Below are 26,081 nucleotides of genomic sequence, written 5' to 3'. Positions count from 1 at the left end.
TTAGCTACCTCTGTATGTAGAGTAGCCAAACGGGCTAAGCAACAATGGGATATGATGATGTTTAGTATCTTGTAATCTAAACGTTATTTGTGCCTCTGGGTAAAACGCAGGGGTAGGTTGGTTTTGGTAATAACTATCTAAATCAAAGACTAGCTTATAGGTTGCAAATTCTACTTCTGTATTTAGCCAGTCGGTAATTCGCCCATCGGAATCGGTTTTGCCTTGGGTTAGTTGTACCCATTCGTTATTTGTAAGTTTAAATAGCTTAACAGCAACGTTTGCTGCTGGTTTTCCGGTGCTGGTATCAAGTATATGGGTGGTTATAGGGCTTTTGCTCATACTTTTATTCATAGCAATGACTCCAATCTTATTTTTGTTATTTTGGCTTGTTCGCCCGCGGCTATATTTAGCTCTGTACTGCGGGTGTTGTGTATGCGCTGCTCTATGAGTTCAAGCATTTGTTCGGCCGTTTTACCGGTGGCGCACACAATAAAAATAAAGCCAAACTTGCTCAGGTACTCTTTATTAAGAACGATCATTTTGGTAAGTACGGCTTCGTTTGCTTTGCTCATACCCGATTGCTCATGCCCCGCTTTTTGTGCGGTAGCAGCGTATTTTTTGCTAAGGGTTGATAAGTCACCTATTTGCGGGTGGCCTTCAAAGGCAGCTAAATAGTCGCTCTCGTCAAGGCTATCCCATATGCTTTTTGCGCATTCAAACAGCTGTTGAGCACTTTTAAATGGCATTGCTTTTACCATGGCTGCCACCCAGTTAGGGGCCGCGCAGCAATGCTCAAGTGCTTGTTTTGCTTGTGCATCATTTAGCGTATTTATTTGTAAGCTACTCATGCGCCTACTTCCTCCTGCGTGGTGCTAATTAAGGCATTTTTTAGTGTGCGCCACTGCAAGCCTTGGCGTTTTGGCGCTTGGGTTTGCATAGCCTGATAAAGGGCAATTAGCTGTCCACTAATCGAAATAGCCACTTCCATTGGTAATTTGCCCGTAATATTTTTAAGCCCAACAGGGCAGGTCATTTGTTGTATTTGATCGGCTGTAAAATCGCGATGGGCTAGGCGTTGTTTAAAACGTTTTGCTTTAGTGTCAGAGCCAATAACGCCCAGCCAATTGGCATCAGCGCGTTTAATAATGGCTTGGGTGAGTGCAAAGTCGAGCTGGTGGTTATGGGTCAATATTAAGTAGTTATTAGCTTTAGGCGCACGCTTTACTTGTTCTGTTGGCTCTTCATCAACCACTTTTACTACATTAGTTGGCATAGCCTGTGGGAATACATCTGCGCGGCTATCTATCCAGCGTATGCGAATAGGCAGTTGTGCCAATATACCAATAAGCGCTTGTGCTACGTGGCCTGCGCCGTAAATATCTAAAGTAAAGCGCTCGCATTGCATGCATTCAAGCATAACGGTGGCAGCCCCGCCGCAGCACTGGCCTAAATTTGCACCTAGGTTAAATTGCTCAATTACTTGGGCGGCTTCGCCTTTGGCAAGTAGTTCGCGGGCTTTTTCTATTACTACGTATTCAAGGTGGCCACCGCCAAGAGTGTCGTAAATATGCTCGCCGCTTATTACCATTTTAGAGCCTGTGCCGCGAGGGGTTGAGCCATTTGTGCCAAGTACCGTGGCAATTACATAATTAGTGCCGCTTTGTTCGTGCTCGTTTATAGCCTGCGCCCAGTTTTGCGTATGAAAACCCTGAAACGACTCATTTAAATTAGTCATGTTGATGCTCCTTAAACCAGCTAGCGGTTTGCTCAATTGCATTTAATACACGCTCAGGGGTTGCGGGTGTATCCAGTGGGGCGGTGTATTTGTAATCAGCCACACTGCTTATTGCATTACGAATAGCGCTCCATACACTAAAGGCCAACATAAATGGCGGCTCGCCTACGGCTTTTGATCTAAACACGGTGGTTTCTGGATTTGCTGAGTTATAAAGATTGACGTTAAATTCGGCAGGGGTATCGCCAATGGCTGGTATTTTGTAGTTGGCTGGGCCAAAGCTTGCAAGCTGGCCTTTATCATTCCATTGTAAGTCTTCGGTTGTTAGCCAGCCCATACCCTGCACAAAGGCGCCTTCAATTTGGCCTATATCAAGAGCTGGATTAATTGAACTGCCTACATCGTGCAGTATATCAACGCGAGTTACCGTGTTTTCGCCAGTTAGGGTATCTACTTCTACTTCGCTGAGTGCTACGCCGTGAGCGTAGTAAAAAAACGGACGGCCTTCGCCTTTGGCTCTATCGTAATGAATTTTTGGTGTGGCGTAATAACCGGTAGATGAAAGCGATATACGATTCATGTAAGCAAGATTTGCAAGTTCGCTAAAGCTAATTTCCCCTTTACTAAAAGTAATGAGGTTATCTTTAAATACAACAGTGTTGCTGTCTACTTCAAAGTGCTCGGTAATAAAATCAATTAAGCGCTCTTTTATTGTGTTTACTGCATTTAGCGCCGCCATACCGTTTAAGTCGGTACCGCTTGAGGCCGCTGTTGGCGAGGTATTTGGCACTTTGTCGGTACGGGTAGCGCTAATACTTACCGCGTCAAAATCGACCCCAAAGCCATGGGCTACAATTTGCGCAATTTTGGTGTTTAACCCCTGGCCCATTTCGGTGCCGCCATGGTTTAAATGTATAGAGCCATCGCTATATACATGCACTAATGCACCGGCTTGGTTTAAATGTTGTACCGTAAACGAAATACCGTATTTAACCGGCGTCATCGCAAGGCCTTTTTTTATAATAGGTGACGATACGTTAAATGCTTTAATAGCCTCTTTACGTGCCCAGTAGTCACCCGACTCCTCAAGCTGAGCAATCATATCTATTAAAATATGTTGCTCTACGGTTTGATGATACGGCGTGGTATCGCGGCCTTTTTTATATAAATTAAGTTTTCGGATCTCAAGCGGATCTTTACCTAATTTGGCGGCTATATCGTCCATTATTAGCTCGCCCATAATCATTCCTTGCGGGCCACCAAATCCTCTAAATGCGGTATGGCTTACGGTATTTACTTTACAGCGATTACCTTTAATTGTGGCGGCTGGGTAGTAGTAGGCGTTATCGGCATGAAACATGGCACGGTCTACAATTGCATCTGATAAATCTGGCGAGTAGCCACAAAACCCATTTACGGTAATGTCGGCACCTTCTATTAAGCCATTTTCGTCAAAACCGACATGATAGTGATTATAAAAAGGGTGGCGCTTACCGGTTAATTTAAAATCGTCGCTGCGGGCTAGGCGCATTTTTACTGCGCAGCCAAGGTGGTAAACCGCAAGAGCTGCAAGGCATGCCCATGGTGCGCCTTGGGTTTCTTTGCCGCCAAAAGCACCGCCCATACGGCGGGTTTCTACGTTTACAAAGCTAAATGGCTTTTTTAAAATTTTAGCAACTAAGTGTTGAACCTCAGTAGGGTGTTGCGTAGAGCACTGAACATGAATGCCCCCGTCGTTATCAGGTTGCGCCAGCGCTATTTGCCCCTCAAGGTAAAAGTGTTCTTGCCCGCCTATGTTTATTTCGCCTTTAAGCTGGTGGGCTGCGTTATTAATGGCGTGTTCGCTGTTACCACGGTTAAGTGAATGGGGCGGCCTCACCCAATGCTCTTTGCTAATGGCTTCTTTAATATCAAGTATGGGTGTAGTTTGCTCGCACTCTATAACCACTAAACGTGCAGCGCGGCGCGCTATTTCATAGGTGTCGGCAACGACAATTAATACAGGTTGTCCGTGGTATTGAATTTCATGACTAGTGAGTAATACGTCACCTGGAAATACCGGGCCAATATCTAATTTACCCGGAACATCATCAGCCGATAAAATACGTTTAACGCCTTCAACTGCCAGTGCGTGACTTGTATCTATTGATTTAATAAAGCCGCTTGTAACAGGGGCGAGCACTGGGTAAGCATGTAGGCAGCCGTATGGCTCCGGGTTATCGTCGGCAAAATTTGCACTGCCACAAACTTGTTTAATAGCGCTTTCGTGATATTTAGATTGCCCAACGCTACCACCTTGGGCTTTTAGTTTATCCATTTCAAAGTGACGCATGTGAGATCCTCGTAATGGCAATGTTGTTATTGTTGCGTGCTTGCGGCTCACAAAACTCAATACCAATGCGTTGTAATAAGTTTTTGCTTACCGTGGTGCGGTAATGCGCACTGCTTCTTACATCGCTCATGGGCGTAAAGTCATCGTTAATAGCCGTTGCTGCGTCTATAAAACTACTTACTTGTAATGATTGAGATATCAGCTTTTGCTCAATATGATGTGCGCGTTTAGGAATAGCAGCCATACCGCCCATAGCGCAGTGGGCTTGAGTAATCATGTTTTGTGAATGCTCTATAGCAAGCACCAAACACACGGTAGATATATCGTCTTCAAAGCGTTTTGATATTTTATGACACGCCAGTTTTAGTGACTCTGGGCGCTTTGGGATGGTGAACTTACTAATTACTTCATCGCTTTTAAGAACTGTTTTTTTATAATCAATAAAGTAGTCGGCAACTTTAATAGTGCGCGTACCAGCGCTGCTTAATAAATCCATTGATGCATTAAGAGCGATTAAAAGGGGAGCGGGATCGCCAATCGGAGAGGCATTCCCTATGCTGCCACCTAGTGTGCCGCTGTTACGTACTTGGCTTGATCCTAAGCGTTCAAATAGCTCTTTTGACTCTGGGTAATGGTTATAAAATGCCTCAACAAATTGGCTATAAGGTAGCGCTGCACCTATGTGTAACTCACCGTTATTATCTGCCAAGGTGCAAAGATCCTTTACTTGGCTAAGGGAGATAATTACATCTGGTAAGAGCATGTTTTGGCTAAGCTCAATGGCAAAGTCGGTGCCACCAGCAACTAAATATGCATAAGGATAAAGCGCTTTTAGCTCAACAAGTTGCTGGGCCGTTTGTGGTAAGTAAAATTTGCGAGGACCATTTTTTAAAAATGGAATATCGTCATCATATTGCGTATTAAGTGATGCTTTAAATTGAGCGGCCATTGCTGAGTACGGTTCAGCTTTACGTTCATAGCTATAGGCTTTTTCGGCTGCAAGTAATATAGGGCTATAACCTGTACAACGGCATAAGTTACCGCCAAGTGCATGAATAACCGCTTTTTTACCAGGGTACGTTGGCTCATTAATATAAAGAGCCAACAAACTCATTATTATACCGGGCGTACAAAAACCACATTGCGAACCATGACACTCCACCAGTGCACGTTGTACGGGGTGTAAATCGGTTAAGTTTGGGTATAAACCAGTAGTCACAGCTTCTACCGTTACTATATGTTTTGCATGCGCATTACCTAATAACAATAAACAGCTGTTCATTGTTTTGTATTGCCAACTAGCTTCCCCGTTTGCATTTATACGCTCTTCACCCACTAAAATTGTGCACGCGCCACAGTCGCCAGTTGCACAGCCTTCTTTGGTGCCCACTTTCCCTTTTTTGGTGCGAAGCCAGTCCAAAATGGTGAGACTTGGCGAGCATTCTTGTACTTCAATTGGTGTGTTATTTAATAAAAATTGAATCACACAGACCCCCTTAATTTTTATAAAGCCCTGATACATAAAGGCTTGGCGTATGTTTTTTCTTGTTGTTTGCGCACGGGTAACAAAAATACTTTTTAATCTTTAATTAGCTTATTGCAGTTACTATGCCATTGTTGACCGCTTGGTCAGTTAGTGGTTCAGAGCGGCAAAATTGTGGAGGTGTAGGTAATAACGGCGTAGCCTTAAAAATAAAGCTCGGTAAAGTGAATGCTTTTAATATGTGGATCCAAAGGTGAAAATGGTGCTGGTAAAAACACATTAATGAAAATGCTTTATGGTGTGGTTAAACCTGACCAAGGGGACATGTTTTTTATAATGAATATAAAAGAACTTGCTGATACGCGCGATTTAGGAGCATGCTTGCGGATCGAATTGTAAAAACGCCAACACGTTATGGTATGTTATTAAAAACACATAAACATTTGAATAATCTAAATTAATTATGTTAAATTACGATAAAAAGAAGATACGGACTTAGCTTTTATGGACTCTAAAATTGATTTTTCTACCTACACTTTAGATGAGCTTTACTCATCAGCGAGAGCTATAGATCGCGAAGCCTACCCAGAACGAGCAAAAGAAATAGACGACTTAATTGAAACGCGAGAAGCACAGAACCCATCTGAAAATATTGTATCAAAAGTAGCAGGAGAAAAAGCAACGCGCTCAGATAGGCTAGTGGCTGCTATTGTTGATGGCGTTTTAGGTGTTGTTTGTTTTATACCTGTATTCATACTCGTAGGGTTTGATAATTTAAGCCAACCAACGCTTACTTTATCTGCAAGTTTGCTAGGTTATGGCATATTAAGCACGTTAGTGCTTCATGGTTACCTTATGTACCAACGCGGACAAACAATTGGTAAATCTTTAATGTCTATCTGTATTGAAAATTTAGATGGTACACAAGCAAGCTTTACTACAATTTACTTTAAACGCATGCTTTGTATGCAACTATTATCACTTGTCCCTTCGGTAGGTCAGTTTATAGCTGGTTTTGTTAATCCATTATTTATATTTGGAAAAGATAAACGATGTTTACATGATCATTTAGCGGGAACAAAAGTGAGTTATGTAGATTAATCAGGATATTAATTATGGCAGCTTTGCCTAGGCAAAAAAAATTACCCGGATTTAAGTTTGATTAGCAAAAGTTACAAAATGGCGTATTTCACTAAATTGTTAATATAATTTAAAAAACCTTACCGATTTTTTTTGACTAGTAACCAAGGATGATTATGAAAAACAACACACAGCTAATTTTAGCACTAGCGGCTTCTTTAATTTGTTACTCAACATATATTATTCATTGGTTTTCTTACCGCAGCGAAAATCAATGAGGTGATAAATGAGAATGTTTATAAAAACAAACGAGTTTGATAAACTGGCAAGGCGTTACGCATGTATTAAATGTGGTACTTGGGTGAGCATAAAAGCCCAAAGCTGTAAGCAGTGCCAGCATAGTTTTACTAACAATGATAAAAGCTCAATGCAAACACTCTATAATCAAAATAAAGAGCAAAACTGGCAACATACAATATTGCCTATTATTTTTGTGATATTGGTAATAGCTTTATTGCTCATTTAATTTTTGCTTAAATTTTAAAAAGTGCTCGACTGCAACTCTGTAACAAAACCTCTCTGTACTTTAACGTGTAAAAACTATCCATAATTAAAATAATTACTCTTGTTAATCCTTCACTAAATATCACATAGCTAACGTTTTTTAATAAATGAAATAAGCTTATAAATTTCAGTTACTTAAATTGTGGGTTTATTTATATTTACTCAGTTTTTTGGCACGTAAGTTGATACAACTCCTAATAAACTTTAAAAAGGAATTACCATGACTGCTGAATACTTTATGGTACTAGGGTTACTCGGTGTTGCATTTTTTGCTGTTGCAGGGGCATTGCTTGGGTATGAAAAAAACATTAGTGGCTTTGGCGTCGTAGTGGTTGCAACCGTTACTGCACTAGGGGGCGGTACCCTCAGAGATATACTTTTAAACAAACCGGTATTTTGGATTGCAACCCCAGAGTATTTATATTCAACCTATGGGGCCGTTATAGCAACAATTGCCTTTATTCGATATTTACCGCGCGTTAATAACTACTACTTTTTATTGGTAGACGCTGTGGGTATGGCGCTATTTAATATTATGGGGATAGAAAAAGCACTCATTAATGGCTCCGGTATGGTGGTCGCAATTACCATGGGTATCACTACAGGTATATTTGGTGGTTTAATACGTGACGTAATTTGCCGTGAGGTACCAACTGTTATGCGCAGCGAACCTTACGCCTCTGCGTGTTTAGCGGGTGGTGCAGTTTATGCTGCTTTATTTAGCCTTAATGTAGATTACATTTGGTGTATTTTAGGCTCATTTTTCACGACTATTTTTTTAAGATTAGGCTCTTTGCATTGGGGTTGGCATTTAACTATTTTCAGAAAAAAAGACTTCAGAGATCAAAGCGACTAATTTTAGATACGAGTAGCCCGCGTTTGCATGCGAGACGCGTAATTATCTTCATCAAGAATGGTAAAACCCAGTCGTTTATAAAGTTTTAATGCTTCCTAATAATAGCCCTAATGTTTATATTTTTAGGGCTATAGCGCTTTTAATTAGATACAACTAAAACAATCGCATAGAGTTAAACATGCTGGTTAAATTAACAAAGACATTACTATCTTTACAGTACTACCAATACCCAAGTGCTTTCCACCAAAGCCCGCCAATAATTCCCCATACACTTAAATTAATAACGCTCATTATAAGGCCCATTACCCACCAGTCTTTTAACGATACATAGCCTGAGCCAAACACTATGGGTGATGTGCCTGTTGCGTAATGCGTTAACGACATCATGAGTGATGAAGCGCCAGCTAACAGTAAACCTAAAAATAAAGGCGGAGCGCCAAGCGCTAAACCTGCGGCGTAAAATGCGGCAAACATAGCAGTGATATGTGCTGTGGTACTGGCAAAAAAGTAATGAGCGTAAAAATATACAGCTACCAATATAATGGCCGATACAATCCAGTCAAAGCCCAGTTGCGCAATGTTGCTCTCAACAAGTGTTGAAAACCACGTTACCAAACCTAGTTTATTTAAAAAAGTGGCCATCATTACTAATGCTGAAAACCAAACAACGGTATCCCACGCAGACTTTTCTTTAAGTACATCGTCCCAACTTAATACACCAGTCACTAATAAAACCGACAAACCTAAAAAAGCCACTGCGGTTGTGTTAACTGCGTAGTCAGCCCCTAAAATCATTGCAGGTACGCCGGCCCATAAAACAAGCAGCATAGCAAAAACACCCACCATTATTTTTTCGCCATAACTCATTGGGCCCATTTCAGTTAATTTAGATTCTGCGTAGGTTTTAGCGTCGGGAGTGCTTTTAACTTCAGGTGGGTAAATGGCATAAACAACCAAAGGCACAAGGGCAATACATAGCAAACCAGGGACAAGCGCAGCGAGTGCCCACGTACTCCAAGTAATACTAATATTTGCACCGGTAGCATCAGCAATCAGCTTTACAATTAGCGGGTTTGGCGCAGTTGCCGTAATAAACATAGCTGATGTAATAGGGTTTATATGGTAGCTCACTAAAGCAAGGTAGTGCCCAATTTTACGAGAGGTGCCTTCCTCAGGGGACGAGCCAAAGCTTGTTGCTATCGACTTCATAATTGGGTGAATAATAGCGCCGCCTCGCGCGGTATTACTTGGCGTTACAGGCGCTATAACAAGTTCAGAAAGTGCGAGTGCGTAACCAATACCAACTGTTTTTTTACCAAAAAGAGAAATAAAATTATAGCCAATACGATTTCCCAAACCAGTTTTAGCTAAACCCCGAGAAATAATAATAGCAATACCAATCAACCAAATTAATGAATTAGAAAAGCCACTTAATGCATCTTTAATAGCGCCAGATGGGCTGTCATTAGTTACGCCAGTTAACGCAACAGAGGTAATAGCTAAAATAGCAATGGCGCCGATTGGCATTGCTTTACCAATAATGGCAACTACAGTACCAATAAATAAAGCGAGCAAATGCCATGCGTTTTCGGTAACACCTTGCGGAGGCGGTACAGCAAACCAAAGTAGTAAAACAATGGCTATAGAAATCAGTCCAGAGGTAACTCGAATATCAGTACCCTTCATTAAAAATGTCCCTAAGTTTTAGAAATACATGCATTCTGTTTATTGAAAAGGCGACGTTATTCTACTTCATTTAATAATAAAAAAGATGACGCACATCATATGAATATTAGACTTATTTGATTTTATTAATAAAGAGGTAATAAATCATAAACTAAAGTGATTGATTACATTACCCTATGAGAGCTTACGTTGTGCTTAATCAACTCTTATATTTTTAAGAGTTAGCTTGAATTGTTTTATCGACTAGCAAGGTCTTTGTAAGTCTTAACGAATACCTGGAAATACAATGAACTTAAAATTAACCAACAACGTGATTACTTTTTTATTAGCGAGTAGCTTTTTGTTACTTGGCTTATCGTTTGCGTTAGGAGCAAACCCTAATACGTTAACGGCTACGTTTAGTTTTTATGGCGTTGATTCGCTAATGTCTGTATCTGCATTAGGTTTGATTAGTGGCTCATTTATGGTTGCTTTAGCGTTTGCCACCGTGCTCGCTCGCCTTAAATTAATGAAACCTACACCAGCACTTTTACTTGCAGCAATTATAAGTTTAGTAGCATTACTTACCTTGTTTGCCAGTAACCGTTGGATGGCTCAACTTGGCGGCTTTCCAATCATTGGTAGTGGGCAGGGCATAATTAAATACTTTGCTGTAGTGCCTTTGTATTTGTTTTTATTTTATAAAGACAAACTTACCGACAAACAACACGTACTTTTAAACTTTATACCGGTTGCCATGGTTTTATTGTGGATTGGCGGCATGAAGTTTTATGAGTTTGAAGCAAAAGGCATTGTAAGTTTAGTAGAAACCTCACCGTTTATGTCGTGGTTATACACGGTATTTAGCGTACAAGGCGCGTCTAACGTGATTGGCGGGTTTGATGTGTTATTTGCTGTGTTATTGGGCTTAGGGCTATTTTTAAATAATAAAAAGCTAATTATTGTAAGTGGCTTAGCGTGTTTAAGCGTATTTATGATGACCCAAACATTCTTAATTACTGCAACCGGTGCATTTAGTTCTTCCACTTTATTGGAGCGCTTAGGGCAGTTTGTAATTAAAGATCTTTGGTATATAGCCAACCTTGTTGTTATTGCTTTTGTAATGGTTTTTAAACCGGCTAAATAAAGAGGACGTCATGATCAGTTGCAACCAATACGATTACATCGAAATTGCCTGTATGCACCATTTAAGCATTGAGCTTATATTAAAAAATGGTGATGGTGTATGTGGCGTAGCAACTGACACAAAACGCAATGCTAATAGAGACGAATGCATAGTTGTTAATGTAAATAGCGAGTTGAAACTCATTGTGCTAACTACAATCAGCGTACTTAAAGCGCATGAGAAAAACCCATACTTTGACCATGTGAATTTCGAAGTAAAGTAAATACCTCACTCATTCGTTTTTATCATAAATATCTCTAGCGAGTCTGTATCAATCAATATGTTTATGGCTCGCTTATCTAACCAATGCTTTAGCTAATTACACGCTAAATACACGCTAAATACATAAAGCCAAAATTTACCTATTACTTTCTTTTGTTCTTTACTCGAGTTTTTCCACCGAACAAGTCTAAACGCCAACTATTAAGCGTATAAAAATGCTAAACCAGTATAAGTAAGCCTCAATAAGCCTTAACTAGCGCTTAGTATCCGTACGTTTGTTAATTATGGTCGTAAAAGGTAGCTACATAAATAAAGCTAACTTACAGAGCCAGCTGTTTAAATAAACAGCTGTTTAAATAAACAGCTGTTTTAATTTTGTCCGATAACATCATTAAAAATCGTTTTGGTGAAAAATAACAAAGACCTTTTTATTACATGCCTAATCACTTGTTTACATTAAAGTTATTTAGTGGAATTATTAAACAATGTAATATACGCCGTTCTGGGGTGTTATAACCCCCCAAAGTGGTGTCTAATAAGCAGATTAGTTTTAAATCTGACCAAGGAGTAGGTTTCATGAAAAAGCTCATATTACTAAGCAAAACCTCAATATTGTTTTGCTTAGTATCAAGTAGTGCCTTTGCTACGCCTAAGGTAAATATAAATACTGAGTATTACTCAATACATGGTTCAACGGCTAATGAGCTAAGAAATGAAATGAATACTAAAAGCTCTATTAAGCAATCGGGAAACACCTACGATGCTTATACTTCTTGGTTTGTTAATTGGCGCTTTAACTGGAATGAAAGTAATGGTCTGTGCTCTATGACGAGTGTTAAAAGTACTGTCAAAGTTAATTTCACTCTTCCCAAGTGGGAGAATAGTAATAGTGCAGAGGTAAACCTAAAAAAGCGTTGGGCACATTATTACAATGCACTAATTGCTCACGAAAATGGCCATAAAGACTTTGGTATTAATGCAGCTAAAGAGATTGAAAATCGTCTGTCAGTTTTAGCAGCAAAAAATTGCTCTAGTTTAAAAAGTAAAGCCAATAGTCTTGGTAAAAAGATTATTGATAAATACGTAGTGCTTGAAAAAAAGTATGATAAAAATACTAATCATGGAATGAAAAATGGGGCTGTATTCCCATAAAACATAACAGCACGCCCAGAGGTGGACAGCAAGCACCAAAGCTCACTTTTCACCGCAAATTTTAATAGTGGTGATCCCTTACTTTTTAATGCTGTTAAGTAAGTTGATTCGTCGTAAGGCGTGTGTGTTTTCCAGCACCTAAATAGTATTCGTATCCACTTAAATGCCAATGAACTGATGATGGTATTATGAGGCTTTCCTATGGTTTCTTGTTGCCAACTATCGTGGTCAATTAACGGTGCTTTAGCCTAAAATAAATAACGCACAGGTAATCCAGCCCATTCTAGAAAGAGTAAAAAAGACAACCATACTAAATTTCCAGTAATACCTCCCAAAATGCCAATTAAAACAACAGCTAACTCTTTTTATATTCCACGTAAAATACAGTAAAAGATTGAACCAAAATAGGAACTCAGCTATGGTTTGTTTATCAATAAAAACAAATAAAAAAACGAGTTAATTTACAGGCTCGTTATACGGTCTGAAACTTATGAATCATGCGTCTATAGAACGATCTTACAATAATCTTTTAAAAGACTTAGCAGATATCAATTTAATTCAGCAAGTAGCGAATGCTGCATTTAAACGAGAGTTCGATATTCTCGATGAATTTGAAAAGAGTAAATCACCTAATTCTGTCGTAGGCAGTTATGCTTTTGGATTTGATAATCCCTTTTCAGGTGAAGTAGAAAAATATGCGTTTCGTAAAACGAGTCTTTCTGACTTAAAAAGTTTAACTCTTAAACAAAAAAATAATCAGTACTGTTGGCTGTTGTCGAATGCATTTGAAAAATTCGAAAGTTATGTTAAGCGTTCATATGAAATGTTAACTACTAAAACAGCGCCAAGGGACTTAAAAACAACGTTAACATATTTCAGTAATAATTACCCTTTGTTAAATGAAAACGAGAAAAGTAATAAGTGTAATATTCACCTAAAAATTGCAGTTCTATTAGTAGAAAAACTAAGGCATGCAATTGTACATGAGCAAGGTTGTATATTAGATTCTAAAGCATTTATTAATAAAGTTATTAAACAATCTGGTATCAATAATGATCGACTTGAGCACGAAAAATTTATTCAACAATTTATATTTGATGGGAAAGTTTATATCATTGAGCTACCAATAGTTGATGGGGATTTGTTACCTCGTTATCATGATATATATCGGCATTTAGTAAGTTATTTACTAGCGTATGCTTATTTAATAAAAGAGCACACAGAGCCTAGTGTAAAAACCGTATAACAACACATCCTGATGTGGACGACTAGTAAAATTCAGCCATTAATTGCAAGTTTTAAAAGGGGTGAGCCTCTTCGTTTTCCACCACCTAAATACAACCTTTATCAATTTGAATACCAGCGATCTAATAATAAATTGCGCTATCCCACTTATTTTCACTTCAGCGATATCATCAAACGCTCGCAATTTCCCTTAAAACCAATACCTAAAAAAAATAACTATGGGAGGTCCTGTAGTCAAATAACAATATTTTAGTAAACGCTAGTTCATATTACGTCACGTAATATCCATACAGAACTTTAAGTTAAACATACGTTCGTGCAGCGTTCCCATTTTTATTTGACTCAATTTATTGGATATTCTTTTTATGAAATTAAAGTTATTTATCGCAATTATTTTTAGCACTTCGATGTCGTCTTACGCGACAGAAGCAGTAGATAAAACGCAGTTTTCATTCGAAGACTTAAAAGCCCTAGCAAAAGCTTCAGCCGAAAAGCCCTATACGCCAACTGCAGTACCAGCCCCTGAGCTTATCGATAAAATTACGTATGACGAACATTGGAAAATACGCTTTAAAGAAGATGAAACCTTATACCCAAGTGGAAAAAAGGCGCCAGTACAATTATTTTACCCTGGGCGATATTTTCCTGAGCCAGTAAGTATTTACATCAGAGACGATAAAAATCAGGTTCAAAATGTGCCTTTTAGTAATGATGTTTTTGATATGCCTGATGACAGCCCTGCTCACGATCTCCCAGAAGGGTTTGGATTTGCAGGCTTTAGAATAATGCGCCCAGATATGAAACCAGATTGGATATCTTTTTTAGGTGCGTCTTATTTTCGTACCGACGGGCCAGAGGGGCAATATGGACTGTCGGCTCGAGGTATTGCAATTAATACGGGCATGAATCAGCCAGAAGAATTTCCGCGCTTTTCTGCATTTTGGATTGGCCCCGCAGAGAAAAAAGGTGAAAGTGTGTCTGTTTGGGCATTGCTTGAAGGGCCTTCTATCACTGGTGCTTATCGGTTTGGTTTAAGTAAAGATAACAAAGAAGCTAAAGGCCATATCACCTCAGTGAGCGCTAATTTGTATATGCGCGCCGATGTTGAACGCTTAGGTGTAGCACCGCTAACTAGTATGTATTGGTACTCACAAAAAGATAAAACAGAAGCTAAAGACTGGCGCCCAGAAATTCACGACAGTGATGGACTGGCTATTCACACAGGATCGGGTCAATACGTTTGGCGCCCATTAAATAATCCTCAGTCGGTGTCGACCAATAGTTTTATTGATGAGAACCCAAAAGGGTTTGGCTTAATCCAAAGAGATCGTGACTTTAATAACTACCAGGACGACGGCGTATTTTACAATAAGCGTTCATCAGCGTGGATTAAACCTACTGACGATTGGGGCAAAGGCGCAGTACAGTTAATCGAAATTCCTACAAAAGATGAAACGTTCGACAATATTGTTGCCTACTGGGTGCCCGAAAAAGAGGCGCGCAAAGGTGATGAGTTTACCTTTTCTTATGATATTGAATGGCGTCCACTCGATCCAAAATCAAAAAACCTTGCAAGCGTTGTAAATACTCGCCAAGGCTTAGGCGGAATTCCCGGCCAGCCTATTCCTGAAGGCGTTAACAAGATGGTGATTGATTTTGAAGGTCCAGTATTTAAAGGCTTAGATAACAAAAGTGGTATAAAGCCGATTGTTGAAGCCAGCAACGGTGAAATACTAGAACCTATTGGAGTTTATCCGGTAGTTGGTACAAACCAATGGCGATTAGCGTTTGACTACAAACAAGCTAACAACAATCCGGTGAACATACGCGCGTATTTAGTTGATAAAAATGATGAAGCTATAACTGAGACATGGGTAAGTGATGCAAAGGTAACGATTAAATAAGACCTTAAAGTAACTGTTTAGCATATTGTTCTTAAATGAACTCAGGCGCTTTTTATCCTTGTTCTTTTTAATGCTTGGCTTTATGTATGCTTTAATTAAATTTATAATTCAAGCATACAAATTACGTGCATAAAAAGTAATGGATATAAATTTTAGTGGAACTTAATATGACATTTTTAAAAAATGTAAAGCAACAAGCGGCGACTAAAACGCCTTCTGAATTAGAGCGTTTATGGCAGCGAATTGAAAAACATACTAAGCGTAACGCAAACTTTGATATTAAAAAGCAGATCCTGTTTTCTCAATTTCAAGAACAAGTAGAGCACCATGAGCAAATTCAAGCTCAAATGATTGCAGAACAAATTATTCATTTTAGTAAGTTTATCCAACGTAAAAGCTTAACTATTGAACAGCGTAATGAACTTGTGGATTGGATAAATGAAGATTTAGATTATTTGTCAGAACATCCATTCATTGGCGAGTTGAATGTTGAGGAAGTGTCTCAAGTTTTTCAATCTTACCTAAATAAGTATAACCAAGATACGGTTAGTACAATCCCTTCTTCAGAGTTAAACATATTACGTAATATGTTACAGCAAGATTTCCCCGGTTTAGAATTAACAGATGACGAACTGAGAGAAATAACAGCTGATCCTTCATTGCTTTATAAGCACCTTGACGAGCAAGGTTTTGGTGAGGAGAAAGATGATGAAGCGTTTAGTGCAGATAATATGCACTATGAACAAGATGAAGATTGGGATGACTTTTTTGACCAACACGAGCGATTTGATCGCGATGAAATTAAACAACAAAAAAACAACTCAAAATTAGAAACGTTATTTAAAGGCTCGCAGCTAAACAAAATGTATAAACGTTTAGCATCTAAGTTGCATCCAGATAAAGAATCTGATCTTGCAAAAAAAGCAGAAAAACACGAACTAATGCAACAGTTAGTACAAGCTCGAAAAGAGAAAGACGGTTTTACTTTATTACAACTTTACATAAGCCATTTTGACGACGATGTCGATTTTGACGAAGAAACCAAAGCAAACTTAATTCCGTTACTGCAAAATAAAATAATCGAGCTAAATGAACAGCATCGGCAACAAAAAGAAAGTAATGACCAATATACAATTGTGTGGCGTAAGTTTAATGGTCGTAGTAAAGCGCAAATTAAAGATAATTTTGTAAACCATTTAGCGGCGCTAAATAATGAATGTGATGAAATTGCTAAACGTTTAGAGTATTGCACTACGGTTAAATCACTTAAAGAAGAGCTTAACAACCGAATTATGAATAAACGTCATATGCCCATGTCTTTAGAGGCGGCTCTGGAAAACATGTTCAATTTTTGATGAATTAACAGTGACGCCAGCCTAAGTTTTTTCATTAAGTTAGAATGGCTGTCCTGTTTAGCTGTTTCTTTACGCTGCGGCAACTGTATTGCCTTGTTCATAATGTAGAAAAGCTGCAAAACGCGATGTATTAAGAAAGATAAGCCCTTAGTACCTCAATAAAGTCACTCAAACACCAGTGTTCCCTTCTAAAATACTAATTTAAACAACACCGAACACTTTTTGTATTTTACGTAAAATACAGTAAACGATTGAACCAAAATATGAACTCGGCTATGGTTTATTTACCAATAAAAATAAATAAAAAACGAGTTAACCTGCTGCTTGTTAGCTGTTTCGAGGGATTGCATGTTTTTTTTTGAGTAAATTATTTTGTTGGGAGCGAGGTAGGCAAAAGTCAGGCTACGATAAAATGTTGATTTGTGGTGCTACGTGGCCAATTAAATTTGATACTTACTTGCTTAAATTCCCACAAGGAAGTGAAATATCACCACACACAGACAAAGTTGAATCTGGTAAACACTATCGATTGAATATAGTGCTTAAAGAAGCAGATTTGGGTGGTGAGTTTATTTGCAGTAATCCGATATCTGAAACAAAGCGGGTTAAGCTATTCCGCCCTGATGTAAGTGAGCATCAGGTATCAAAAGTTATAAAAGGTAATAGATATTTACTCAGCATTGGGTGGATAAAAGGGAGCGCTAAATGCTAGATTTAAGACCTAATTGTGAATGTTGTGATAAGAATCTACCTGCACAGTCCACAGAGGCTTTTTATTTGTTCATTTGAATGCACATTTTGTTTTGGCTGTGCTCAAACGGTATTAAATAACGTGTGCCCAAACTGCTCAGGTAATTTGGTTCAGCGGCCAATTCGCCCTTTGGCTGCACTAAAAAATTACCCAGCATCGACTAAGCGGGTATTAAACGAAAATGGTTGTGCGCCAAACATATAAGAACATAAAGTATAATAATTACATTTCTGGGTATGGAGATCTGATGAGAAAATCCTTTGAATTTACTGTTAAGTCAATCAAAGTTAAAATAATTAACACTTGGTTTAGTGGTGCTAAATTATATGTAAATGGTGACTTACGAGATACTGACAAAACTTTGTTAGCTATTAGGAATAATACTTTACTATCTGCAAATTTAGGTGAGTTGGGTGTTCTAGAAATCAAGCCATTATCGGGTTTAATTACCGTCGAAATGGATGCATATTTGGTTAATGGTACAAACATTCAACATGTATATAGCTCACATAAACGCCTTAGCCTAAAAGAGCAAAGGGCAGCCCGATAAAGCTACTTTAAATAACGTATATTCCTGCATTTACCTGCCTTCAGTAATAACCTCCAAATGACTTTGAGGAGGTTTAAGCCCCTAAGCATACCAAGTTAATATACTTGGTTTACTCGATTACCTTAAAATCACTCACACTCTTTCACATAAAGTAAAAGCGCGCTGTACATTACACTGAGTGCCTTTGTTACATCGCTGTCGATAACCGCTTCTGCTGGGTGATGGCTTATACCGCCAGGGCTGCGTATAAACAACATGCCCACGGGGCAAATTGGAGCGATTGCCATTGCATCGTGCCCTGCGCCTGAGGCAAGTGAAGGCGATGCTTGGTTATTGAGTTTACATGCGCTTGAAAACAAATGCTGAATTTTAGTGTCGCACGCTACGGCATCGGCGGCATGCGTCCATTGCCAATCAAGCGTTAAATTGCGTTTGCTTGCTATAGATTGTGCGCTGCTTTGTATGGCGCTTAGTAAGTTAGCGAGATCGGTGTCGCTTTGTGCACGTGCGTCTAGGCTAATGGTCGTTTTACCTGCAATCACGTTTGTAGCCCCAGGGCGAGACTGTATTTGCCCTACGGTGGCAACTTCGCCATTTTTAGCATTACTTGCTAGTTTTTCAATTTCGGTTACTAATTCAGCGCAGCCTGCTAACGAATCCTGACGTAAATTCATAGGGGTTGTACCCGCATGACCGCTTTGCCCTGTTAGGGTAAGCATGGCGCGTTTTGCTCCTGCGATTGCAGTTACAACCCCTAACGCCTGATTAACCGATTCGAGTACAGGACCTTGTTCAATATGAGTTTCCCAGAAACCTAGTAATTCGTTTTTGTTTAGTGCGGCCTTTGCGTAGTCGTTAGGGTTTAGGCCAAAGTCGAGCATGGCTTGGCGCATAGTTATGCCGTTTGTGTCTTTAATGTTTAGCCACTGTGGATCAAATTCGTTAGCGAGGGCTTTTGAGCCAATTAAAGTTGTGGCAAAGCGGGTGCCTTCTTCATCGCAAAAGCCCACTACATCTAAATGAAAGGGCAGGTCGAGCTTTAACTTATGTGCAAGCGCTGCAATTTCTATCCCCAGCAGTACACCTAAAATACCATCAAACGCACCTGCGTTTGGTACTGTGTCGAGGTGCGATCCTATAATTAAACGTTTAGCATGTGGGTTTGATGATTTAAGCCGCCCCCAAAGGTTGCCCACTTCGTCTTGCCACGATTGCATGCCTGCCTCAACCATCCACGATACAGTAACGGCGTTACACTCTTTGTGCTCTTTTGATAAGTACACGCGGTGAATACCGCCTTGCATTTGCGATAGTGCGCTGAGGGTTTTACAGCGAGATAAAGCGCGTGTTGTGTATTCATCAGCAAGCTCTTTATCTAATAAAGGGCTGTGTTGTGGGCTTACAATCGTCATGCTAAATCCTTTTTTTATTTATAGTGAGCAAGGGCGGCAATGGCGGCTTCGCCTTTAGGGCCTTTGTAACCGTTGGCATGTAGGCAAGCGTCTAAGCTTGCAAGTGTTTGTAATACAGCATCTTTTCGGGCGTTGTAGCCCATAGTGCCAATACGCCAAATTTTTCCATGCAATGGTCCAAACGAGGTGCCAATTTCTATTCCGAAATCGGTTAGCATTTGTCCGCGTACGTGATCGGCATTAATGCCCTCGGGTATATACACACCCAGTACGTTGTTCATTTTATGTGTTAAATCACCAAATACATTTAAGCCGAGCGCTTGAATGCCTGTTAGCATGGCATCGCCATGTAATTTGTGGCGCGCTACGCAGTTATCCACGCCTTCTTCAATGACTATGCGGGCGCATTCTGAGGCGCAGTACAGCATGCTGGTGGCTTCGGTATGATGGTTGAGGCGCTCTTCGCCCCAGTAATTCATGATCATGCCTAAATCAAAATAGTTTGAGCGTACAAAGGGCTCTGTGCCGTCGGTATGCTCCGCTGTGCGAATACCTGCTTCTACCTTTTTACGTTTTTGGATCCACTCGGCGCATTTGTCGCTAAGCGTTAATGGCGCAGACCCAGAAGGACCGCCTAAACACTTTTGCAGACCAACCGAAAGTGCATCGAGTTTCCATTCATCGGCAGGAAGTTCGTTACCCACAATAGAGGCGGTGGCATCGCAATAAAATAGTACATCGTGCTTTTGGCAAATATCGCCAATATGCTCAAGAGGTTGGTTCATGGTGGTGGATGTATCGCCTTGTACCATAGCAAGTACATGGGGTTTTACATCAACAATGGCTTTTTCGATTTGCTCTGGCGTAAACACTTCGCCCCACGGTACTTCTATTGTGTGCACCTTTGCGCCAACGCGTTCTGCTATTTCAGCAAGTAGGTGGCCAAAGCGCCCCATAATTAGCACAAGTACTTTATCGCCTGAGCGTAAAATTGAGCATAATACGGCTTCAATCCCTGCGCGCGATGTGCCATCTATTAGCATGGTCCATTCGTTTTTAGTTTTAAAAATTTCGCGGTAACGTGCCATGGTTTCGTTCATAAAACCGGTCATTACTGGGTCGTATTGGCCTATAAGCTGCGCCGACATAGCACGTAAAACACGAGGGTCGGCATTAATTGGGCCTGGTCCCATTAATAAACGCTGTGGTGGGTTTAAGGTTTGAACTTGCGTGTTATTAAACATATTTTAGGCTCCCAGAGTCTGAATGAGCATGCGAATGCCGGTTATCATTAATACAACGGCAAAGGCGCGTTTTAGTTGTTTTTGATCCAGCTTGCTACCAATTTTTACGCCAATAGGCGCAAATAAAATAGTTAGCGGAATAATAAGAAAAAAGGCAGGGAGGTTAACCAACCCCCACGTACCTAGGGGAGCATCGGTTGGCGTTGTGCTAATACTTAATAAGGTAATAACGCCAGGTAGCGCAATCAACAAACCAAAAACGGCCGCAGTACCTACTGCAACATGGGCGCGTACATTAAATGCGTTTAGCATAGGTACGCCAATAGTACCGCCACCTATGCCAATCATTACCGACAAACCACCTACAATACTAGCCATAACGCCTTGACCAAATTTACCTGGCAGTTGTTTTACAAGCGCGGGTGCGCCGGCTCTAAATAACATGTTTAAACTGACTAAAATAGCAATACAGGCAAACATAAGTACCAGTGCATTACCGCGTATTGAGTGCGCTAAGTAGCTGCCTACAACGGCTATAACTAAAATAAATGGTGCCCAGTATTTTATTAGCGCAAGGTCAATATTCCCTTTGCTATGATGCGAGCGAATAGATGAGAGCGAAGTAGGTACTATGGTTGCAAGTGATGTAGCGGTGGCTATCATCATTGCCGACTCTGGGCTTACGCCAAAACCTTGCAGTAAAAAATACAGCACAGGGACGATAACAATACCGCCGCCTACACCAAAAAGTCCTGCTAAAATACCGGCAAAAATACCGGTTGCTATTAAGGCTACTATAATTGGCCATTGATTTATTATTTCTGACATTGTGTTCCTGCTGTAGTTACTGTTGCACGTCCATCTGAACGAGGATCTGTTGCAGCTTCAAGGCTTGTAGGTGTATCTAAAATAGCCCCAGCGTGCCCCATCATTTCGTTATTATTATCAACGCTTACCCAATCGTGGTCACGTTGATTTAATTCATGTTCTATATGAAAAACTAACTCTTTTTCAATTTTTAAATTTGTACTCGTATCGCCCCATGTGCGTCCAAGTAACCAACGAGGGTCGCTAATTGCTTGTTTTATTGATTTATTTCGCCACGCGTAGCCTGCAAAAACAGCGGCTTGAGTTTGTGGCTGCCCTTCACCGCCCATTGTACCGTAAGCAAGTCGACGACCATCGCTAAACTTTGCCAGTGCTGGGTTAAGTGTATGAGCGGGCTTTTTATTAGGAGCAAGGGCGTTAATATTGTTACTCGCATCAATATCTTCATTGTTTAAACTAAAGCTTAAACCACGGTTATTCCACACAAAGCCGCCTTCATTCATTAATATTCCGCTGCCAAATTCCCAGTAAATACTTTGAATAAAGCTGACTAATTGCCCGTTTTTATCTCTGGCTGCCATCCACACAGTATCGCCAGGCTCTGCGTTAAATGGCCATTTTTTGGCTTTACTCATATCAATATTGTTAGCAAGTTCGCTTAAGCGATTATCGGTTAGTGCGTTTTTATAATCATCCCCTAACACATCAGGGTCAGCCCAAAGGGTAGGGCGATGGGTAAAGCTTTGTTTAGTTGCCTCAACAATTAAGTGCGTCCAGTCGGCATCGGTTTTAGCTAAATGCTTTAACTTATTTACGGCACCAATTATTTGTAGTGAATGCACGCCCTGTGTTGGCGCGGGTAAGTTGTAGCAATCAATACCACTGAGGTTTGCATTTAGCGCAGTAACTACCTCGGCTTTAGTATTTGCAATGTCACCTGCGGTAATTGAGCTGCCTGCTTTTGCTAAGTCGGCGGCAAATGAGTTGGCAAGTGCGCCTTCATAAAATGCGTTTAAACCATGCTTTGCTAGGTATTCAAACGTTGCTGCAAGTTTAGGGTTTTTAAAATGCTGGCCTGCTTGTAAGGGCTTGCCATTGGGTATGTAGAGGTTTTTAAACGCGTCATTGGTATTGTTAGCAGTGGCTAGCTTTTCGCAGCCTGCTTGCAAGCTTTTTGTAACGGTAAAACCCTCGCGAGCAAGTTCAATAGCAGGTGCTAAAATTTTTGACAGTGGTAGTGCCGCATGCTCATCTAGTTCAAGCGCCTTTTGCCAACCGCGAATTGTACCCGCTTGAGTTAGTGCGCTTAATCCGCCGCGCTCTGGTATTTGCGTGAGCGAGTTATACGCCGTTGTATTAGTTGCTGCGCGGCCGCAGGCGTCAATAGCGGTAGGCGTTTTTTGGCTTGGGTTATCGATAAGCCAAAAGCTGTCGCCACCAATTGAGTTCATATGTGGATATACAACGCTAATCGCAGCGGCAGCCGCTACCATAGCCTCGGTAGCTGTACCGCCTTGTTTTAGTATATTTATACCCGCCTCAGTGGCCGAAAAATGAGACGCGGTAAATGCAATGTTGTGTGTGGTCATGCCGGTGTGTCCTGTTTAAAGTGTGCAGCTAGGTGCTTAACGCAAGCAAGTAGGCTTTTATCGTTACCGTGGCTCATCATTAATGAAAAACCATACGGATGATCATTTGCTAAATCAGCCAGCGGTAAATGCACTTGCGCTGAGCCACTAAGCCCTGCAATTGCCGAAAGCGTAATAATTTGCATGCGTAAGGCGCTTGTGTCGGCGCCTAATTTAGGTGCGGTTGTGGGGGTGGTTGGCAAAAATAAACAGCTGTTTGTATTTAGGTTTTTAGCTATTAGTGTTTGCCATTGGGTTTGTACTTTTAGTGCTTCTTGTTCTTCTTGATCAGTTAGGGCAAGCGCCATATTAAAACGTGCCGCAATTGCTGGAGCAAACTGGGGAAGTTGCCCCGGCAATTGAAGCCAATCTTTATGCGTTTTTGCGATTGCTCGCCCTTGCAGTACTCTAAAACTATCAGCAAGTTCATTTAATAAGTTGCTGTTAGGTAGTTCAAATTCTTTATGGTGCTTAAAATTAGGCTTGGTTTTTTCAAGCAATTGTTTAAGTGGGGCTTGTAAAACAGGGTCAACGAGTTCAAATAGTGCTTCGCAAATAACCAGCGTATTTACTTTATTAATAGCTTGTTGTGGTAATAATATATCGCCAACGCTGCTTAATAGCTCGGCGCTTTGGGTAAGCCAACCTATGGTATCAAAAGGGGGAGCCAACGGTATTAGGCCGTCTTTTTCAATCACGTTATGGCTTGGCCTTATGCCATATAAACCACAATAGCTGGCGGGTATTCTAATTGAGCCGCCGGTGTCGGTGCCTAAGCCAATATCAGCTAAGTTAGCAGCAACTGCAGCAGCAGACCCCATACTCGAACCACCGCAAGCATGCCCTTTTAATTTAGGATTTTGCGCAGCGCCATAATGTATATTATTACCCTCTAAGCTATAAGCCAGTTCGTCAGTATGGGTAAAGCCTATAAAGTTACAACCAGCGGTCATGAGCTTATTAACCAAGCTTGCCGTATTTTGAGCCGGTTTAGCTGTTTTAAACCAGTTTGGGTTGCCTGCGCTGTTACGCTCGCCCTTTACTGCAAATACATCTTTTACAGCTAAGCGATTGTTTGCAAGCACTCCAGAGTAGTTTGTTTGCCACAGGGTAGGACCGTGATTGCAAAATATACCTTTGTTGTTTTTTTTATCACTCATTTGCAGCTCATTATTATAAAACTGACCAAGTACTTACTTATTAAGTTAAGAGTGATTAAAAAGCGGGCTGGTTATTATTATTTTAATACCAGTTTTATTAAAAGCATGATCATTCTATCGAATTAAATAGCGCACTCATAGCGCTATTTTCTTCGCGTTATAATAGATCACTAATTTAATGCAATTGTTACAGCTGTGCTTTTCAATCGGTAGTTTTGATTTTATAGTGCTTAGACTAAGCAAGAGGAATGCCATAAATTAAAATCCTGTCCAATTGGTCAGGTTTTAATGGGTTGTATGAGATTTATAAATGTGGGCTATAAAAATAGTGACACTAAAATGAGTTAAAACAAACCAATTTGGTGCGCAGGCGCACCAAGTTGGTCTTTATTTATATGATTTTGAGTGCTAAATAAGGGGCGTTTTACTGATGACTAAACCATTAATATCGGCGTAAACCCAATCGTTAGGTTCTATGGTGGTGCTAAGCATGGTAATAGCTTGGTTTTTATCACCAAAGCCGCGCTTTAAGGTACTACGCGGTGTAGAGCCTAGCGCCATAACAGGTAAGTTCATCGTGGCAAGTATTTCTATATCTCGGCAACAGCCATTTATTATTACGCCTTCCCAGCCATTACTTAAGGCACGCTCAGCCATAATATCGCCTATAAACGCAAAGCGTTTGCTCGCAAACCCGTTTATAACTAATACTTTACCTTCACCATTTTCATGCAATATATCGGCGGCAAAAGAGTTGTCTTCTGGGCAGGTAACGGTAACTACTTTGCCATAAAACGTGGTTTTTTTACCAAAGTGATAAAGGCCGCTGTCTGCTACTTGTACTTTATCGCGATGATCGTCAAACAAATCGGGTGTAGTAAAGGATGTCATCGGTTAAGTCTCACTTTGCTCAGGTATTTTAAGACCAATACCTTTTAAAATTATGTGGGCAATTGACTGCGTAATTTGTGCCACATCGGTTTCGTCGTACTCTAATTTGTTCATTACAAGTAAAACCTCAGCCTGAAAGTCGGCGTAATATTGCGTGGTAGACCAAATAGTAAAGAGCAAATGGTAGGGGTCAACCTTATCCATTTTATCTGCGTCCATCCATGCTTGAAGTACATCAACCTTTTGTTTAACCCAAGGGCGGGTATTGGTTCTAAAGTAGTTTTGTAAATAAGGGGCACCGCGCAGTATTTCACTGGCAAATAAGCGAGATTGCATTGGCTGATTTACGGCCAGTATTACTTTGCTTTTAATATAGTTATAAAGCACGATGGCTGGATCGTCGTTAATTGTGACGTTATCAAGCCCCAAGTTCCAATTAGCTATTATGCGGTCGATCACAGACTCGTACAGACCATCCTTACTTTTAAAGTAATACAAAATATTAGCTTTTGGCACCTGCGCTTCTTTAGCAACCATGCTCATACTTGCTCCGTCGTAACCTAATTGCGAAAACAATTGCTCGGCGGCATCTAAAATTAGTTTTTGATTTTTCTCGCGCGTAACTTCTTTTTTATTTGGTTTTATTTGTGTGGTCATTATAGAGTTTGCGTGTTTAACGTATTGATTGATTGTAGCTTTACTGACCAAAAGGTCAATTACTAAAAAGGATGAATGTTAAAAACAGGCGAGAGGTTTAAGCTATTAACTTTAGGGTCTGTTGATCTTTGCGGATTAAAATTTGTTCAAACTAGGGGCTATTTAATCGCGGCGCGAGGTT

Annotated in this window: 25 protein-coding genes; 12 read left to right on the top strand and 13 right to left on the bottom strand. The window is 40.3% G+C overall.

The genetic code is table 11. The features are described 5' to 3' along the window. Genes uraH through xdhA form a run of 5 tightly spaced genes read right to left on the bottom strand, consistent with a single transcriptional unit; the run spans position 1 to position 5,553 of the window. Positions 1-351, bottom strand: coding sequence for a hydroxyisourate hydrolase (uraH, locus tag GQR53_RS15735; RefSeq protein ID WP_007378419.1), 351 nt, complete (start codon positions 349-351; stop codon positions 1-3). Continuing rightward, positions 348-848, bottom strand: a complete 501-nt coding sequence (gene uraD, locus GQR53_RS15730) for a 2-oxo-4-hydroxy-4-carboxy-5-ureidoimidazoline decarboxylase (RefSeq protein ID WP_165744467.1) — start codon at positions 846-848, stop codon at positions 348-350. The genes uraH and uraD overlap by 4 nt, the downstream gene beginning before the upstream one ends. Further along, the gene (gene xdhC / locus GQR53_RS15725) at positions 845-1,735 is read right to left on the bottom strand and encodes a xanthine dehydrogenase accessory protein XdhC (RefSeq protein WP_101216337.1); all 891 of its coding nucleotides are present in this window, start codon (positions 1,733-1,735) and stop codon (positions 845-847) included. Before xdhC ends, uraD begins: the two co-directional genes overlap by 4 nt. After that, on the bottom strand, positions 1,728-4,067 hold the full coding sequence (gene xdhB / locus GQR53_RS15720; RefSeq protein ID WP_165744466.1) for a xanthine dehydrogenase molybdopterin binding subunit: 2,340 nt from the start codon (positions 4,065-4,067) through the stop codon (positions 1,728-1,730). Before xdhB ends, xdhC begins: the two co-directional genes overlap by 8 nt. Then, positions 4,054-5,553 (bottom strand): xanthine dehydrogenase small subunit, encoded by a 1,500-nt coding sequence (gene xdhA, locus GQR53_RS15715; protein ID WP_165744465.1) that lies wholly within the window; start codon positions 5,551-5,553, stop codon positions 4,054-4,056. Before xdhA ends, xdhB begins: the two co-directional genes overlap by 14 nt. A 225-nt stretch (positions 5,554-5,778) precedes the next feature. On the opposite strand from xdhA, the gene GQR53_RS22525 reads away from it, so the two are divergent. From GQR53_RS22525 to GQR53_RS15695, 4 genes are all read left to right on the top strand, one after another. Beyond that, entirely contained in the window at positions 5,779-5,949 is a 171-nt protein-coding gene (locus GQR53_RS22525) for an ATP-binding cassette domain-containing protein (protein WP_165744464.1), read from the top strand. Positions 5,950-6,054: 105 nt separating this feature from the next. Next, complete coding sequence (locus GQR53_RS15705; RefSeq protein WP_165744463.1) at positions 6,055-6,651, top strand: RDD family protein; 597 nt, start codon at positions 6,055-6,057, stop codon at positions 6,649-6,651. Positions 6,652-6,916: 265 nt separating this feature from the next. Continuing rightward, entirely contained in the window at positions 6,917-7,156 is a 240-nt protein-coding gene (locus GQR53_RS15700; protein ID WP_101216345.1) for a hypothetical protein, read from the top strand. Positions 7,157-7,414: 258 nt separating this feature from the next. Beyond that, entirely contained in the window at positions 7,415-8,050 is a 636-nt protein-coding gene (locus GQR53_RS15695; RefSeq protein WP_004334621.1) for a trimeric intracellular cation channel family protein, read from the top strand. A gap of 219 nt (positions 8,051-8,269) precedes the next feature. On the opposite strand, the gene GQR53_RS15690 is transcribed toward GQR53_RS15695, so the two are convergent. Then, positions 8,270-9,736, bottom strand: a complete 1,467-nt coding sequence (locus tag GQR53_RS15690; protein ID WP_039486658.1) for a DASS family sodium-coupled anion symporter — start codon at positions 9,734-9,736, stop codon at positions 8,270-8,272. Positions 9,737-10,022: 286 nt separating this feature from the next. Here GQR53_RS15690 and GQR53_RS15685 point away from each other — a divergent pair, with 286 nt between their 5' ends. The 8 genes from GQR53_RS15685 (at position 10,023) to GQR53_RS15640 (ending at position 18,080) form a co-directional block, all read left to right on the top strand. After that, positions 10,023-10,862, top strand: coding sequence for a DUF417 family protein (locus tag GQR53_RS15685; protein WP_165744462.1), 840 nt, complete (start codon positions 10,023-10,025; stop codon positions 10,860-10,862). A 10-nt stretch (positions 10,863-10,872) separates the two neighbouring features. Continuing rightward, positions 10,873-11,124, top strand: coding sequence for a Rho-binding antiterminator (locus tag GQR53_RS15680; RefSeq protein WP_165744461.1), 252 nt, complete (start codon positions 10,873-10,875; stop codon positions 11,122-11,124). A 575-nt stretch (positions 11,125-11,699) separates the two neighbouring features. Beyond that, positions 11,700-12,275 carry a DUF922 domain-containing protein gene (locus GQR53_RS15675; RefSeq protein WP_149603516.1) on the top strand — a complete coding sequence of 192 codons (576 nt, stop codon included), beginning with the start codon at positions 11,700-11,702 and terminating at the stop codon, positions 12,273-12,275. A 490-nt stretch (positions 12,276-12,765) separates the two neighbouring features. Then, positions 12,766-13,521 (top strand): hypothetical protein, encoded by a 756-nt coding sequence (locus GQR53_RS15665; protein ID WP_121954196.1) that lies wholly within the window; start codon positions 12,766-12,768, stop codon positions 13,519-13,521. Between the two features lie 364 nt (positions 13,522-13,885). Further along, on the top strand, positions 13,886-15,424 hold the full coding sequence (locus GQR53_RS15660) for a glucan biosynthesis protein (protein ID WP_165744460.1): 1,539 nt from the start codon (positions 13,886-13,888) through the stop codon (positions 15,422-15,424). Positions 15,425-15,591: 167 nt separating this feature from the next. Next, positions 15,592-16,779 carry a hypothetical protein gene (locus GQR53_RS15655; RefSeq protein ID WP_165744459.1) on the top strand — a complete coding sequence of 396 codons (1,188 nt, stop codon included), beginning with the start codon at positions 15,592-15,594 and terminating at the stop codon, positions 16,777-16,779. Positions 16,780-17,191: 412 nt separating this feature from the next. Next, on the top strand, positions 17,192-17,491 hold the full coding sequence (locus GQR53_RS15650; protein WP_231619879.1) for a 2OG-Fe(II) oxygenase: 300 nt from the start codon (positions 17,192-17,194) through the stop codon (positions 17,489-17,491). A 286-nt stretch (positions 17,492-17,777) separates the two neighbouring features. Continuing rightward, entirely contained in the window at positions 17,778-18,080 is a 303-nt protein-coding gene (locus GQR53_RS15640) for a hypothetical protein (RefSeq protein WP_024596154.1), read from the top strand. 128 nt (positions 18,081-18,208) lie between these two features. Here GQR53_RS15640 and GQR53_RS15635 read toward each other — a convergent pair whose 3' ends face one another. The 7 genes from GQR53_RS15635 to GQR53_RS15605 all read right to left on the bottom strand — a co-directional run bounded on the left by GQR53_RS15635 (position 18,209) and on the right by GQR53_RS15605 (position 25,900). Beyond that, the gene (locus tag GQR53_RS15635) at positions 18,209-19,492 is read right to left on the bottom strand and encodes an allantoate amidohydrolase (RefSeq protein WP_165744458.1); all 1,284 of its coding nucleotides are present in this window, start codon (positions 19,490-19,492) and stop codon (positions 18,209-18,211) included. 14 nt (positions 19,493-19,506) lie between these two features. Further along, complete coding sequence (locus tag GQR53_RS15630; protein ID WP_165744457.1) at positions 19,507-20,736, bottom strand: alanine--glyoxylate aminotransferase family protein; 1,230 nt, start codon at positions 20,734-20,736, stop codon at positions 19,507-19,509. Between the two features lie 3 nt (positions 20,737-20,739). After that, positions 20,740-21,564, bottom strand: a complete 825-nt coding sequence (locus GQR53_RS15625; protein ID WP_165744456.1) for a sulfite exporter TauE/SafE family protein — start codon at positions 21,562-21,564, stop codon at positions 20,740-20,742. Then, complete coding sequence (locus GQR53_RS15620) at positions 21,552-23,153, bottom strand: gamma-glutamyltransferase (RefSeq protein ID WP_165744455.1); 1,602 nt, start codon at positions 23,151-23,153, stop codon at positions 21,552-21,554. The genes GQR53_RS15625 and GQR53_RS15620 overlap by 13 nt, the downstream gene beginning before the upstream one ends. Next, the gene (locus tag GQR53_RS15615) at positions 23,150-24,352 is read right to left on the bottom strand and encodes an amidase family protein (protein WP_165744454.1); all 1,203 of its coding nucleotides are present in this window, start codon (positions 24,350-24,352) and stop codon (positions 23,150-23,152) included. Before GQR53_RS15615 ends, GQR53_RS15620 begins: the two co-directional genes overlap by 4 nt. A 408-nt stretch (positions 24,353-24,760) precedes the next feature. After that, entirely contained in the window at positions 24,761-25,243 is a 483-nt protein-coding gene (locus GQR53_RS15610; protein ID WP_165744453.1) for a putative 4-hydroxy-4-methyl-2-oxoglutarate aldolase, read from the bottom strand. Between the two features lie 3 nt (positions 25,244-25,246). Further along, the gene (locus GQR53_RS15605) at positions 25,247-25,900 is read right to left on the bottom strand and encodes a TetR/AcrR family transcriptional regulator (protein WP_165744452.1); all 654 of its coding nucleotides are present in this window, start codon (positions 25,898-25,900) and stop codon (positions 25,247-25,249) included. Positions 25,901-26,081: the final 181 nt, after the last annotated feature.

The sequence above is a fragment of the Pseudoalteromonas sp. Z9A6 genome, assembly GCF_011378805.1.
GTDB lineage: Bacteria > Pseudomonadota > Gammaproteobacteria > Enterobacterales > Alteromonadaceae > Pseudoalteromonas > Pseudoalteromonas distincta.
The sequence above is the reverse complement of the archived record's forward strand: the minus strand, read 5'-3'. Positions and strand labels throughout refer to the sequence as shown.

Excerpts from the sequence above, each read along its gene's own strand:
- uraH (WP_007378419.1), bottom strand. The coding sequence starts at position 351 with ATGAATAAAAGTATGAGCAAAAGCCCTATAACCACCCATATACTTGAT.
- uraD (WP_165744467.1), bottom strand. The coding sequence starts at position 848 with ATGAGTAGCTTACAAATAAATACGCTAAATGATGCACAAGCAAAACAA.
- xdhC (WP_101216337.1), bottom strand. The coding sequence starts at position 1,735 with ATGACTAATTTAAATGAGTCGTTTCAGGGTTTTCATACGCAAAACTGG.
- xdhB (WP_165744466.1), bottom strand. The coding sequence starts at position 4,067 with ATGCGTCACTTTGAAATGGATAAACTAAAAGCCCAAGGTGGTAGCGTT.
- GQR53_RS22525 (WP_165744464.1), top strand. The coding sequence starts at position 5,779 with ATGCTTTTAATATGTGGATCCAAAGGTGAAAATGGTGCTGGTAAAAAC.
- GQR53_RS15705 (WP_165744463.1), top strand. The coding sequence starts at position 6,055 with ATGGACTCTAAAATTGATTTTTCTACCTACACTTTAGATGAGCTTTAC.
- GQR53_RS15700 (WP_101216345.1), top strand. The coding sequence starts at position 6,917 with ATGAGAATGTTTATAAAAACAAACGAGTTTGATAAACTGGCAAGGCGT.
- GQR53_RS15695 (WP_004334621.1), top strand. The coding sequence starts at position 7,415 with ATGACTGCTGAATACTTTATGGTACTAGGGTTACTCGGTGTTGCATTT.
- GQR53_RS15690 (WP_039486658.1), bottom strand. The coding sequence starts at position 9,736 with ATGAAGGGTACTGATATTCGAGTTACCTCTGGACTGATTTCTATAGCC.
- GQR53_RS15685 (WP_165744462.1), top strand. The coding sequence starts at position 10,023 with ATGAACTTAAAATTAACCAACAACGTGATTACTTTTTTATTAGCGAGT.
- GQR53_RS15680 (WP_165744461.1), top strand. The coding sequence starts at position 10,873 with ATGATCAGTTGCAACCAATACGATTACATCGAAATTGCCTGTATGCAC.
- GQR53_RS15675 (WP_149603516.1), top strand. The coding sequence starts at position 11,700 with ATGAAAAAGCTCATATTACTAAGCAAAACCTCAATATTGTTTTGCTTA.
- GQR53_RS15665 (WP_121954196.1), top strand. The coding sequence starts at position 12,766 with ATGAATCATGCGTCTATAGAACGATCTTACAATAATCTTTTAAAAGAC.
- GQR53_RS15660 (WP_165744460.1), top strand. The coding sequence starts at position 13,886 with ATGAAATTAAAGTTATTTATCGCAATTATTTTTAGCACTTCGATGTCG.
- GQR53_RS15655 (WP_165744459.1), top strand. The coding sequence starts at position 15,592 with ATGACATTTTTAAAAAATGTAAAGCAACAAGCGGCGACTAAAACGCCT.
- GQR53_RS15650 (WP_231619879.1), top strand. The coding sequence starts at position 17,192 with ATGTTGATTTGTGGTGCTACGTGGCCAATTAAATTTGATACTTACTTG.
- GQR53_RS15640 (WP_024596154.1), top strand. The coding sequence starts at position 17,778 with ATGAGAAAATCCTTTGAATTTACTGTTAAGTCAATCAAAGTTAAAATA.
- GQR53_RS15635 (WP_165744458.1), bottom strand. The coding sequence starts at position 19,492 with ATGACGATTGTAAGCCCACAACACAGCCCTTTATTAGATAAAGAGCTT.
- GQR53_RS15630 (WP_165744457.1), bottom strand. The coding sequence starts at position 20,736 with ATGTTTAATAACACGCAAGTTCAAACCTTAAACCCACCACAGCGTTTA.
- GQR53_RS15625 (WP_165744456.1), bottom strand. The coding sequence starts at position 21,564 with ATGTCAGAAATAATAAATCAATGGCCAATTATAGTAGCCTTAATAGCA.
- GQR53_RS15620 (WP_165744455.1), bottom strand. The coding sequence starts at position 23,153 with ATGACCACACACAACATTGCATTTACCGCGTCTCATTTTTCGGCCACT.
- GQR53_RS15615 (WP_165744454.1), bottom strand. The coding sequence starts at position 24,352 with ATGAGTGATAAAAAAAACAACAAAGGTATATTTTGCAATCACGGTCCT.
- GQR53_RS15610 (WP_165744453.1), bottom strand. The coding sequence starts at position 25,243 with ATGACATCCTTTACTACACCCGATTTGTTTGACGATCATCGCGATAAA.
- GQR53_RS15605 (WP_165744452.1), bottom strand. The coding sequence starts at position 25,900 with ATGACCACACAAATAAAACCAAATAAAAAAGAAGTTACGCGCGAGAAA.